The organism is Bradyrhizobium sp. 141 (assembly GCF_023074055.1).
GTDB lineage: Bacteria > Pseudomonadota > Alphaproteobacteria > Rhizobiales > Xanthobacteraceae > Bradyrhizobium.
The window spans coordinates 14,763-26,576 of record NZ_JADPKR010000027.1 but is presented as its reverse complement, the minus strand read 5'-3'; the positions used below and the strand labels follow the sequence as shown (position 1 = coordinate 26,576).

Sequence of the window (11,814 nt, the reverse complement as noted above, 5' to 3'; positions counted from 1 at the left end):
TCCCTTCAGAGCTCGGCGACCTGCACAGTCCGGATTTCAGGCATTCTCTTGGATTTCCGACGCAGCCGCGCGCGAGCCTCCAGATAGTAGGTCTCCAGTTGCTGCGCCCGATGCTCTGACGTGTGATCAGCAAGAACCCGCCGTCTCGCGTTCTCCGCAATCTTTCGCCGGCGTTCTTCAGGCATGTCCCGCAGGATCTCGATTACCTCATTTGGCTCGGAGACGATGAGGATTTCGGACGAAGGCTCGAATATTGTTTCAATGCCCGGCCATCGGTCCGAGATGATCGGTCTTCCGCAGGCCGCGGCCTCGAACAGGCGAACGCTGGGTGAGAAGCCAAGCGCGCGCATATCGCTCCGCGTCGCATTCAGGGTGAAGCGCTGTTCGGAATAGAACGTCGGATGTTGCTGCGGCGTGAGATGCTCGATCCGGGTCACATTGGCGGGCCAACTGATGTGCTCGGGGTATTGTGCCCCTGCGACCACAAATTGCTCGGCCGGCAGGGCGCGGGCAGGTGCCAGAAGCAACTCCTCGAGAATAGGCTGCCTGTCGTCGCTGTACGTTCCGAGGTAACCCAGCGACCATTTTGGCTCCGCTCGCCTGGGTGCGTATAGCTTCGTATCAGCGCTGCAGTAGAGCGCGCGCGCCAGCGGGCTGCCGCAGTTCTCCTCGATCATCTGCGGGACCGGACCGCCGGTAAAGGACAGATACAAATCAAAACGCGGAATCATTGCCGCAGAAATGTAATCGAGGCCTTGCTCGAGGCGAGACAGCGTGACCGGCGTGTCGATGTCGTAGAAGGCGGTAATTCCCTGAGCCTGGCTCGTCACCCAGTCAGAGATCGCGATGCCGTCAGGCACGTACGAACCGACCATCACCAGATCGGCCGCGCGGATGAGCGATCCGAAGCGTGATGGGATGTCGCTGAGCGATTGATAGAGGTGGACGTTCCACGCGGAGGGACTGACCAGATCGCGATGATTGCGATACCAGGCGACGTCGCGCTCGAGGAAGCTGACGCGGTGGCCTCGCTGTGCCAGGGCTTCGATCAGGGCGCGGTAGGTCGTGGCGTGACCGTTGCCCCATGAGGATGTGACCGAAAGACCGATGACGACGATGTTGAGGTTCATTCTGCTGCCTCGATGCGTGAGCTGCTTCCGACAAAGAGTTCGTTGAACTGGCGCGCGCGATGCCGGTAGGTGTGGTGATCGAGGATGCGCGCGCGGGCGCGGCCGGCGATTACCCGAGCGCGATCGGGGGTCAAAGTGTTGATGTGGCCGGCCACCTCCGCCGCCGTCGCCGCGACCAGAACCTCGCGGTCGGGCTCCAGAAAATAATCAATCCCGTCCCATTGATCGGTAATCAGGCAGGCGCCGGCGCCGATGGCCTCGAACACGCGTGTCGGCGGCGAGAAGCCGTAGCGCGCCATGCTGTCGCGATTGACGTTGAGCGTGGCGAGAGCCGAGCCGAAGAAGCCGTTGTGATCGGCGGTGCCGACGTGTCCGACCTTGCGCAGATTGGCCGGCGTGTCCTTGGTCTCCCAGCCGGAGCCGCCAAGCACGAAGCTCTTTTCCGGCAAGTGACGGGCGACCTCGATGAAGAACCGCTCGACGCGCTGCTCTCGATCGGGAAGCCGGTTCGCCAGTAGACTGAGATCGCAGGCGTAGCGCTCGATCCGCGGTGCGGGGAAGTGGGTTGCCGGATCGAGCGCATTGTAGATCGGTATGCAATCGCGAGCACCCCTGGCGCGGTATGCGGAGACGACCGGCTCGCCGCCGCCATAGGTCAGCACCATGTCGTAGGACGCGATGACGCGGCGCAAATGATGCCGCGGGTTCTGGTCCATCGCTTCGAGCGTGGCCGGCGCGTCGACATCCCAGTAGACGCGCATGGCTCTGGAGGGGATGGTCGCGGCCGCGATCTCAAGCTCCTCATCGAAGACCCCGACGCCGCTGGCCTTGACCAGCATGTCCGCGGATTTGGCGGCGGCTTCCAGGCTGCCGCGCCAGCCGTCCGATGTTGCCGGAAAGACGACCACGCGCGCCCAGTCGGGGTCGTCGATGTCGCGATGCGCCTGCCGTTCGAACGCGTTCGGCTCGAAGAAGGTGACCTCGTGTCCGAGCGCCGCAATCTCTTTCAGCATGCCGCGATAGTAGGTCGCGGCGCCGTTCCAGTAGGACGATACGAGGCTCGATCCGAAGAAACAGATCCTCATGCGACCGCTCCGACGGTTGACTTGCGCTGCGACTGGCCCGTGGCCCGGATGCTCTCGACGATATCAAGGAGCTGGTGCGCGCGATGGCGGCAGGTGTGCTTTTCGCTGATCACACGGAGCCCTGTTTGCACCATCGCTGACGACATCTCGTGGTCATCCAGGAGGGTGCGCAATGCCTGTTTCATCTGTGCGCCATCGGCAACGCTGAGATAGGCGCCCGCGGGGAACAGGCCCTCCGCATCCGACCAGGGGGCGGAGATCAGGGGAATGCCGCACGCCATCGCTTCGAAGATGCGGATGGTGGGTATGCCCGGAAGAGAACGGACATAGGGCGCCCGTGGCACATGCACCGTCGCACGTGCGCTGGCAAAGGCTGCGGGAGCCCAATGTGCCGGCAGCCAGCCGCGGTATCGGATACCGGCCGTTCGAATCGTCTCGAGAGCCGCGTCCGAGTACCGGACGCCATAGATGCTGGCCCGGAGTTTCAAGTCGGCAACCGGCTCGACGAGGAACTCGTTGAGCTCGGCCCCGCGCTCGCCGTCGCCCCAATTGCCGATCCAGATGAGGTCGTCGGTGCGCGCGATGTCCGGCAGCGGATGGTACAAGGCGGTATCCGCCGCCTCGTGCCAAGTGAAGGCGCGATCCGCCCATCCGAGCTTCAGGTAGGTCTGCCGAAGCACCTCGCCGAAAGCAAGCACGCCGTCGAACCCATCGAGATCGAACTGCGCCAGTTCGTGGGGCGCGCTGACGGCGCGGTGGTGAGTATCGTGAAACAGCAGCGTGGAGGGGGCCCCTTGCGCGCGCCTGCGTCCGAGCTGCGCGATCAGATCGGGGGAATTCCACTCGTGGACGATCACAAGATCTGCACCGTCGGCGGCGTTGTCGAGGTCGGGGAAGGCATCGTAGCGGCGGATATCGATCCCCGGCAGCAGCGTCGGGATGTCGTCGAGTGCATGCGGACCGCCTTCTCGTATCGCATTCAATCGGCTCCAGCCATCGATCGGCTCGACGACGACGACCTCATGACCCAGCGCATGCAACTCGCGCGCGTAGCCGCGGAGAAAGTGTGCGTTGCCATTGTTCCAGCACGAGGTGAACGCATGGTAGAACAGAACGCATTTCATGCCCGCACCTCGATCCGGTCTTCTCCGGTCGCAACAGGCTGCGATGAGAGCAAGCTTTCGTAGAGTCTCAAATAAGCGCTGGTCATTCGCGCCTGCGAATAGGTCAGCGAATGCTCGTAGGCGGCACGCTGGAGCCGCGAGCGCTCGCGCGCGTCGACGCAGAGGCCGGCGAGCACATGATGCAGCGCGGCGGTGTCGGCCGGATCGACGAAGATGGCAGCTCCGTTCCAAAGCTCCCTGAACGTCGGGATATCGGACAGGACGAGCGCGCAGCCGGCTGCCGCGGCCTCTAGCACCGAGAGGCCGAACGGCTCATAGAGCGCCGGACTTACGAAAATTGCAGCATGCCGTAGGCGGGCGTGCAGGGCTTCCGGCGGCAGGTGCCCGAGCCAGGTCACCGAGGCGGAGGGGCTCGCATCGGCGGCACCCGCGACTTCGACAGGCCAGGCCAATCCACGCGCGGCCGCCGCAAGAGCTTGGATGTTCTTGGCACGATCCCAAAGCCGTCCGGCCGCGAAGATCAGCTCCTGTTTTCGCCCGACGAAATCGCCCGGTGCAATCCCGTTCCAGATCACCGTGCCTCTGGAACGAGGACCATAGATATCACTAATCATGTCGTGAAAGGATTGGCTCGGGCACACCCAGGCCTGCGCCTGGTCGAGAGCCGCGGCAACGCCTTCGGTGTAGCGGCGCCACCGCGGCTCCTCAAGCCACGTCGTGTCCCGGCACGCTTGCGCCCAGGAATTGACGCAGGAATGCGCCACCAGCACCGTCGGCGCATGCCAGCCGAAACACGCTTCGCGGAAGCTATTGAGGTGAACGACATCCGGCCTGAGCTTGGCTTCGAGGCTGGCGAGCACGCGGCTCGCGTCGGCCACATTGGCGCCTTCAGGATCCTGCCACTCGAGCGCGAGATCCGTCTCGATCAGACGCACGCGGGACCGCTGCAGGCGCGCCCGATCGTCTGTCCGCGCGTGAGGACCTATCGTGACCAGGACGACGTCGACAGCGGCGTTTGCGAGATCGGCGGCGAGACCGCAGGAATAGGTCCACACGCCTCCCACGGTGTCGGTGGTCATCAGGAGCCTAATGTGCGAACTGCGGCTCATGGCGCCACCTGGAGTTCGAGCGCATCGAGCGGGACGGGGCGATCGTTCTGGACGTCGCTGAACCGGTCGAACATCGCGAGATAATGCTGATGGGCGCGCTCCCAGGCGAAGTCGTCGGGCTCGCCCCATAATTTGCGATAATCCGGTGATCCCGGATAGGGATAGAGAGGGACGGGGTCATTGGCCCAGACCCCGGCGTCCTGCATCTGGCGACGCCAGCGCTGCACGACCGGATCGTCGTCCTCGGGCATTTCAATCAAATTGGCCTGCACGAAGGGAACGTGACGACGCGCTTCGGACAGCCGCTCTGTCAGCTGATCAGTGCTCATTCTGCAGTTCTTGGCAAGCGCGGCGCGCCCCTCAACTGTCAGGCTCTCGATCCCGGCCTCGATCGAAACACAGCCGGCGCGGCCGAGCAGGGCCAGCATGTCGGGCTTCCAAAGGTCGATCCGGGTCTGCACGCCGAACTTCAGATCCCGCGTCGTCAGCTCCTGCAGCAGCTCGGCGTTCGGGAGAAAGATCTCATCGATGAAGTAGACATATTCGACGCCCTGACCACGGAGGCCGTCGATCTCATCGAGAATGACGGCGGGCGGACGCCTGCGATAGGCGTTGCGGAAGTTTTCCTTGGCGCAGAACGTGCAGCTGTAAGGACAGCCTCGCGAGGCCTCGACCTCGGCACCAGGTGCAAGCGGCTCGGCTTCAAAGCGATGATGGTGATGGTGATGCCGGCGGATCATCTCGTCGGGCCAATGCAGCGGCGGCTGATCCGTAAAGCGGGCAGCCTGCGGGCCACCATTGACCTGGATGGAAGCTCCGTCCCTAAAGCACAGGCCAGCAAAGTCGCGTTCGCCGTTGGCCAGGCGGAGCAACGAGATCTCGCATTCGCCCATGATGACGATGTCGGCACCAAGCTTCTTCAGCGCCGCCTTTGGTGTGGTCGAGCCGTGAGGGCCGACCGCGACCAGGACCGGTGCGAGGTCCCGTACCGCGAGCGCGAGCTGCTGCGGCACGCGGACCTCAGGAGGAGCGCAACGCCAGAACAGATAAGTTGGGGCTGTACTAATGGCGACCAGATCTGGACCGAACGCGCGCAGCTCGGCTTCGATGTCGGTAAGCGACAGGTCGAACATGTGGGCGTCGATCAGCAGCGTCTCGTGTCCAGCCGCCTTCAGATGGTGCTCGGAGATGCCGAACTCCAGCGGCAGGTGAGGCGACCGGCAGCCGAAATAGATGCTGCCGCCGAACTCCCAGTTGGGATTGATAAGGGCGACCCGCGTCATGCCATGGCCTCGCGGCTGTTGCCTGATGCTCCGAAGCGGCTGTGCACCCACGTGTAGAGCGAACGGAGCCCTTCGGCGACCTCAACCTGCGGCGCCCAAGCAAGCGAAGTGGACAAGGCGCCTGTATCGGTGACGTACCAGGGCTGATCGCCGGGACGCCAGTCAGCGAAACTGTAGGCGACGCCTCGACCGGTCAGGTCGCGGATCCGGTCGATCAATTCCAGCAGACTGATTGCATTGCGCGGACCGCCACCGAGATTGAACACGCGTCCGCTGACGAGCTCGATACGGTCAAGCGCCGCAAGCCAGGCGCTGACGGCATCCGAAACGTGGAGCGCGTCGCGAACCTGCTTGCCGTCGCCATAGATCGTGAGTGGATTTCCTCGAATCGCGCTCAGCAAAAAGTGTGCAATCCAGCCTTGGTCCTCGGTGCCGAACTGACGCGGGCCGTAGATGCAGCTCATGCGCATCACGACCGTACGAAGCCCGAACACGCGGGCGTAATCGTGAACGTACTGGTCCGCAGTGCCCTTGGAGCAACCGTAGGGGCTATAGAAATCGAGCGGCGTCTCTTCGGAAACACCGCCAGCCAGACCATCGCTCGTCGGCACATAGCGCCGGCCGGACAGCGTGATCGCGCTGTCGTCGATCAGACGACCGTACACCTTGTTGGTCGAGGCGAAGATGACAGGCGCCGGCCGATTGTGCAGGCGAACGGCTTCAAGCACATTCAGCGTACCGCGGGCATTGATCTCGAAATCGGAAGCGGGATCGCTCACGCTGTCGGTGACGGCGACCTGCGCGGCCAAGTGCAGAACCGCACGGGCTTCGCGCACGGCATCGATGACGGGAATCGGCTCTCGGATGTCGGCGATGGTCACCGCCACCCGGTCTCCGTGCCTCGACTTCAGCCACTGAGCATTCTCACGCACGCCAGCGCGGGCAAGGTTGTCGAGTACCAGCACGTTATCGCCTCGCTCGGCGAGCCGGTCGGCAAGATTGCAGCCGATGAAGCCGCAGCCTCCGGTGATCAGGACAGGTCTGTTGTCAGTCATCACGCAACCAATCCTCGTTGCAGCAACTCGTGGGTTGCTCGCTCGGCCTGATCGTCCGCGATCTGGTCGCCAAGGTATTCTGCCAGCTCTTCAAGGCCGTCCTTGAAGTGGATGTGCGGAATGAAGCCGAGCACGTCGCGAGATTTGCCGATATCGGCAAAGCAGTGTCGAATGTCGCCTGCACGATATTTTCGGGTGATCTCGGGTTCGATGTCGGGCCGCCCCATGACGTCCGCGAGGTCCTGGGCGACCGACAGGATGTTACGGCTCTGGCCCGAACCGACGTTGAAGACGTCCTGGGCGTGATCAGCCTCGAGTGCCATGCGGCACGCGCGAGCCACGTCATGCACATGAACGAAATCGCGGCGCTGAAGGCCATCTTCGAACACGAGAGGTCGTCGTCCATTGAGCAGCCGGGCGGCGAAGATCGCGAGCACCCCGGTGTAGGGATTGGAGAGGGCCTGGCGAGGACCGAACACGTTGAAGAAGCGCAGCGCCAAGGTCGGAATGCCGTACGCCTTGCCCGTGATCAGGCACATCCGCTCCTGCGCATATTTGTTCAACGCATAGATCGAGCTCAGCGAAGGCTGCTTCGTCTCGGGAGTGGGAACAGGCTCAAGGGGACTGCCGGCCTTGTCGCGCAATTCCCAGTCGCCGTTGCGGAGTTGTTCGATCGGCCGTTCTTCACAAGCGATCACGCTTTGATCGGCACTGCGATAGAGGCCTTCGCCATAGATACTCATCGAGGAGGCCACCACCAGCCGTTCGACGGGACCCTTTGAAAGCGCCTGCAGCAGCACGGCGGTGCCCACCTCGTTGGTCCTGACATAGGGCTCGATGTCGTACATGCTCTGGCCGACGCCGACTACGGAGGCGAGGTGCAGGACCATGTCGGCCCCTCGCAGAGCGCGTTCGACAGCGTCGGCATCGGTCACGTCTCCGATGATGAGCTCCGCGTCGGCGGCGAGATAGGAGGGGCGCTGACGGTTGTCGCCGTGGACCTGTGGCGAAAGATTGTCGAGTAGTCTGACCTCGTAGCCAGCGGCCAAAAGGCTGTCGGCCGCATGCGATCCGATGAATCCCGCGCCACCCGTGATCAATGCTCGCGTCATTCACCGCTCCGTGCGCATGAGACCGATCCCGCGGGATCGACCTGGATGAGTGTGGAAGCGCGCTCTGCTTTCGGTCGGGCGACCCGCGCGCCAGTCACGTTCGAAGTTAGAAGCGGTGCAAGGAATGTTGGTTCCTGCAAAATGTACAAACGAAAATTTCTCTAACCTGGATCAATAACCTGAGTGAATCGCCGACCGAGGTTTAAAAACCGATACCGTGGAGCGGGGCGGGTAGTTCGAGATGTCTCGCGATGGTGGCCGCGATATCTGCAAAGCCCGTGCGTTGACCGATATAACAAGAGCGCTTGGCATTCGCCACGAGAACAGGGACCTGTTCGCGCGTGTGATCTGTGCCAGCCCAAGTGGGATCGCAGCCGTGATCCGCCGTGATGATCAGGAGATCATCGCTTCGTAGTCGATCGAGCAGTTGCGGCAGCCTTGCGTCGAATGCTTCGAGGGCCGCGGCATATCCAGCGACGTCCCTGCGGTGCCCGTAGGTCGTATCGAAATCGACGAAGTTGGCAAACAACAGTCCGCCCTCTGCCAAGCCATCTAGCCCATCAAGGGTGGCATCAAACAGAGCGTCGTTACCATCACCTCGCATGTTCCGTCCGGTCCCGCGATGCGCAAAGATGTCGTCGATCTTGCCGATGGTTACGATGTCACGACCCTCACTTTCGGCGATGTCCAGGAGCGTGCGTTCCGGGGGAGGAACGGAGAAATCCCGGCGGTGCCCGGTTCGCCTGAAGCCGGTGCTGGGACCGCCGACGAACGGCCGCGCAATGACGCGCCCGATATTGAGGGGATCAACCAGTCTACGCGCGGTCAGGCATACGTCGTAAAGGCGCTCGAGCCCAAAGGTGGCTTCATGCGCTGCGATCTGGAACACGCTGTCGGCGGAGGTGTAGCAGATCGGTTCGCCACTTCGCATGTGGCGCTCGCCAAATTCGGCGATGATTTGCGTCCCCGATGCATGACAGTTTCCGAGAATCCCGGGCAAACCGGCCTCCGCGCACAGGCGCCGCATCAGGTCGCCGGGAAAGCAGGGCACGGTTCTCGGAAAATACCCCCACTCGAAGGGGACGGGTACGCCGGCGATTTCCCAATGCCCCGAAGGGGTGTCCTTGCCTTTCGATAGCTCGGTCGCACATCCAAATTGCGATGTCGTGGCGCGAACATCGAGGCCCGGCGGTGTGCGCCCGGTGGCCAGTTGGCAGGCTTGGCCAAGGCCGCGCGCGAGCAGGTTGGGAACCCGGAGCGGCCCCTCCCGGCTCGCATTGTCGGCTTTGCCGGCGAGGCAGGCTTCGGCGATGTGGCCGACCGTATCTGCGCCCTCATCGCCATAGCGTGCAGCGTCGGGCGCCGCGCCGATGCCGACGGAATCCATCACCAGGATCAGGGCGCGCATGTCGGCTCCGTCGCGGCCGGTTGCGGCGAGACCGCGGATGCCAACCCGGTCCTCGGGCAATAGCGTTCGACCATCTGGGCGCAAAAATCGGCGAACTCGTTCGCGTCCTTGGGCGGGCTGGTGTGGTGGGGCGCGAGCCCGCGATGTTCCGGCGTGAAGCAGAATGTCACGGTGACCTGGAATTCGGCCAGGGCGTCCATCTGACGGTCGAACCAATCAAGGGCATTGGGACGGAAACTGTCGGCCCAGGAGAGCCCCGTCCGGAGATGGACCACGCCAAGACGGCGCATCCATTCGGCTGCCTGATGCAGGCGATGATCCTCAAAGTGAAACCACTGGCAAAGTCCGAGGTCACGCGCGTATTGGCCGAACTTGTCTAGCGCGGCCTTTGGCGTGCCATCTTCCCGCAGCAGCCCCATATGGAAATGCCGGTAATAGGAGGACCCTTCGGCTTCCTTGTGCCGGGTCGTTGCCTCCCAGGCGGCGGGCAGGTCGTAAAGGCTGTACCAGTGGATTCGCGGCGCGCGGCCGATCAGGAGCTCGGCGGTGCGCGACAGGCCCCAGGCCTGGACCTCTTCAGCACCGAACGATGAAACGCCGACTTCGGTAACCCAGACGGGGAGCGAAGTCGCCGCCTTGATATCGTCGAGCTTGTTCGGCCATTCCCCGATCTGCCAGAGATTCCAGTCAAGTGGAAAGCCATGCACCGCCACCGCATCGACATGATCGAGAACGCCGCGCGCCTGCATGTTGCGGATGAAGGATGGATCGATCGGCGATATGCCGCCCAGCACGCGCGGCAAGGTCGGATGTGCCGTACGGATGGCCTTGCCCGCGGCGATCGCGGTGTCGGCAAACATCGCCCAGTCCGGGTCGATCAGGAGGTCCCAATGCGATTTGTTATTCGGCTCGTTCCAGATCTTGGCAGCTTCGATCATCAGCCCACCTTCCGCGACGGGTAAATGGGGCCATCGGCCTGCGGCCGCTCCGTTCGTCTGCAGAGATAGACCTCGCCTTCAGGATGCGCCGTGATGGCAAAGCCGGAGCTGCGAAGCATGGCTTCCACGCAGGCACGATTGGGAACCCACCAGTTGGTGGGATCGTCCGCATATTTGTGCTCGACGAAGTGAAGCTTGGGATAGCCTGGAGCGTCGAATTGATCCGTGGTCCAGAAGTCATAGTTCTTTTCGATCGGCTCGACCTGGCTGTCGCCGCGAAGCATCGACTGGAACAGCAGGAGATCGCCGGCGACATGCTCGTGGATCAGGTCGAGCGCGAGCAGGGGATGCCGCAGGTGATAGAGCACACCCATGAAGATCACGAGGTCGAATTTTTCGCGGAGCTGCCCGACGTCGTAGGCGGACATCTTGCGGAATTCGATACGCAGCCCGTTGACTTCCGCGGCGAAGCGGGCCTGCGCCAGATACTCTTCGTCGGTGTCGAGGCCGAGCACGCGCTCGGCACCACGCCGCTTCATTTCCATCGCGTAGAAGCCGGCGTTGCAGCCGATGTCCAGCACGGTCTTGCCTTCGAGCCGGTCCGGGATGATTCCCGAGAAACGTCGCCACTTGACGTTCGGATAATCGCCAAGAAAATGTGCCGGCGCGGTCGGGACGCCATCGAGATCGAGATTGTGAAACCATGGACCGAGCGCATCGATGCGCCGGCGGATTTCGTCACGGGAAAGGGCCGATCGGGTCATGCGATCACTCCGTTGTTCGTCATGGGTGCTGCCGGGGTTGCTTCCGCCGATGCGCCGGCCCGCAGGCGCGCACGACCATTGCCGGCGCTGGTCTCGGCAAGCAGCGCCATCGCGGTGCGATAGCCATCGATCGTGCCGACATCGACATAGGACTCGCCGGCTTTGACCCCGGTGCCGCGGCCGCCGGCGGCGAGGTAAGCATTGACCAACGTTCCAAAATATTCGTCGCAGCGGTCGCGCTCATTCCACAAAGCCTGCAGCTCGCGAAACCCGCGTGCGGACATTCGGAAGGCGCCCCAGATCCATTTTGAGGATGCGCTGCCTTGTTTGACCTGGATTTCGGTCACACGATCGCCATCGAGCACCACGGCATCGAAGAATTCCGGATGTTCTACCGGAAATAGCAGGAACGACAGATCGGCGCCCGGCAGCGCGCGCAGGGCAGCGGCGGGAAACCAGACCGTGTCGGGCAGCCCCACTGTCACGTCCTCGTCTCTGCCGACAACCGTACTCGCTCTGAACACGGCATCGCACAGGCCGAGAGGCTCCGGCTGCACCACATAGGCGAGCTGGGCGCTGCCGTAATGGTCGCCGAAATATTCGAGAATGTCGGACTTGCCCGGCGAAATGACGAAGCAGATCTTGTCAGCTCCGCCCATGATCAAGCGTTCGAGGAGATACTCGGAGACCGCGCAAGGACGCGCGGTGCCGTCATCGCCGCGGCTGCCGACGGGAAGCAGTTCCTTTGAAAAAGCGAGCGGCTGGATGCGGCTGCCGCGACCGGCAGCCGGGACGATTCCCCACAT

General features: G+C 63.0%; 11 protein-coding genes. All 11 read right to left on the bottom strand.

Annotated elements, in window-relative coordinates; genetic code table 11:
* Positions 1-5: 5 nt before the first annotated feature.
* Complete coding sequence (locus IVA81_RS10325; RefSeq protein ID WP_247315629.1) at positions 6-1,130, bottom strand: glycosyltransferase; 1,125 nt, start codon at positions 1,128-1,130, stop codon at positions 6-8.
* On the bottom strand, positions 1,127-2,215 hold the full coding sequence (locus tag IVA81_RS10320; protein WP_247315626.1) for a glycosyltransferase: 1,089 nt from the start codon (positions 2,213-2,215) through the stop codon (positions 1,127-1,129). The genes IVA81_RS10325 and IVA81_RS10320 overlap by 4 nt, the downstream gene beginning before the upstream one ends.
* A complete protein-coding gene (locus tag IVA81_RS10315; RefSeq protein WP_247315623.1) occupies positions 2,212-3,339 on the bottom strand; it encodes a glycosyltransferase in 1,128 nt (375 codons plus the stop codon). Before IVA81_RS10315 ends, IVA81_RS10320 begins: the two co-directional genes overlap by 4 nt.
* A complete protein-coding gene (locus tag IVA81_RS10310) occupies positions 3,336-4,448 on the bottom strand; it encodes a glycosyltransferase family 4 protein (RefSeq protein WP_247315622.1) in 1,113 nt (370 codons plus the stop codon). Before IVA81_RS10310 ends, IVA81_RS10315 begins: the two co-directional genes overlap by 4 nt.
* Positions 4,445-5,731: a TIGR04295 family B12-binding domain-containing radical SAM protein gene (locus tag IVA81_RS10305; RefSeq protein ID WP_247315619.1), complete on the bottom strand. Its 1,287-nt coding sequence runs from the start codon at positions 5,729-5,731 to the stop codon at positions 4,445-4,447. The genes IVA81_RS10310 and IVA81_RS10305 overlap by 4 nt, the downstream gene beginning before the upstream one ends.
* Positions 5,728-6,786 (bottom strand): NAD-dependent epimerase/dehydratase family protein, encoded by a 1,059-nt coding sequence (locus tag IVA81_RS10300; RefSeq protein ID WP_247315616.1) that lies wholly within the window; start codon positions 6,784-6,786, stop codon positions 5,728-5,730. The genes IVA81_RS10305 and IVA81_RS10300 overlap by 4 nt, the downstream gene beginning before the upstream one ends.
* The gene (locus tag IVA81_RS10295; protein WP_247315614.1) at positions 6,786-7,898 is read right to left on the bottom strand and encodes an NAD-dependent epimerase/dehydratase family protein; all 1,113 of its coding nucleotides are present in this window, start codon (positions 7,896-7,898) and stop codon (positions 6,786-6,788) included. Before IVA81_RS10295 ends, IVA81_RS10300 begins: the two co-directional genes overlap by 1 nt.
* A 202-nt stretch (positions 7,899-8,100) precedes the next feature.
* On the bottom strand, positions 8,101-9,306 hold the full coding sequence (locus tag IVA81_RS10290) for a phosphopentomutase (protein WP_247315596.1): 1,206 nt from the start codon (positions 9,304-9,306) through the stop codon (positions 8,101-8,103).
* The gene (locus tag IVA81_RS10285; RefSeq protein WP_247315593.1) at positions 9,294-10,244 is read right to left on the bottom strand and encodes a beta-xylosidase; all 951 of its coding nucleotides are present in this window, start codon (positions 10,242-10,244) and stop codon (positions 9,294-9,296) included. Before IVA81_RS10285 ends, IVA81_RS10290 begins: the two co-directional genes overlap by 13 nt.
* Entirely contained in the window at positions 10,244-11,008 is a 765-nt protein-coding gene (locus IVA81_RS10280) for a TIGR04290 family methyltransferase (protein WP_247315590.1), read from the bottom strand. Before IVA81_RS10280 ends, IVA81_RS10285 begins: the two co-directional genes overlap by 1 nt.
* Positions 11,005-11,814, bottom strand: coding sequence for a nucleotidyltransferase family protein (locus tag IVA81_RS10275; protein WP_247315587.1), 810 nt, complete (start codon positions 11,812-11,814; stop codon positions 11,005-11,007). Before IVA81_RS10275 ends, IVA81_RS10280 begins: the two co-directional genes overlap by 4 nt.

Excerpts from the sequence above, each read along its gene's own strand:
- IVA81_RS10285 (WP_247315593.1), bottom strand. The coding sequence starts at position 10,244 with ATGATCGAAGCTGCCAAGATCTGGAACGAGCCGAATAACAAATCGCAT.
- IVA81_RS10290 (WP_247315596.1), bottom strand. The coding sequence starts at position 9,306 with ATGCGCGCCCTGATCCTGGTGATGGATTCCGTCGGCATCGGCGCGGCG.
- IVA81_RS10300 (WP_247315616.1), bottom strand. The coding sequence starts at position 6,786 with ATGACTGACAACAGACCTGTCCTGATCACCGGAGGCTGCGGCTTCATC.
- IVA81_RS10310 (WP_247315622.1), bottom strand. The coding sequence starts at position 4,448 with ATGAGCCGCAGTTCGCACATTAGGCTCCTGATGACCACCGACACCGTG.
- IVA81_RS10280 (WP_247315590.1), bottom strand. The coding sequence starts at position 11,008 with ATGACCCGATCGGCCCTTTCCCGTGACGAAATCCGCCGGCGCATCGAT.
- IVA81_RS10320 (WP_247315626.1), bottom strand. The coding sequence starts at position 2,215 with ATGAGGATCTGTTTCTTCGGATCGAGCCTCGTATCGTCCTACTGGAAC.
- IVA81_RS10275 (WP_247315587.1), bottom strand. The coding sequence starts at position 11,814 with ATGTGGGGAATCGTCCCGGCTGCCGGTCGCGGCAGCCGCATCCAGCCG.
- IVA81_RS10325 (WP_247315629.1), bottom strand. The coding sequence starts at position 1,130 with ATGAACCTCAACATCGTCGTCATCGGTCTTTCGGTCACATCCTCATGG.
- IVA81_RS10305 (WP_247315619.1), bottom strand. The coding sequence starts at position 5,731 with ATGACGCGGGTCGCCCTTATCAATCCCAACTGGGAGTTCGGCGGCAGC.
- IVA81_RS10315 (WP_247315623.1), bottom strand. The coding sequence starts at position 3,339 with ATGAAATGCGTTCTGTTCTACCATGCGTTCACCTCGTGCTGGAACAAT.
- IVA81_RS10295 (WP_247315614.1), bottom strand. The coding sequence starts at position 7,898 with ATGACGCGAGCATTGATCACGGGTGGCGCGGGATTCATCGGATCGCAT.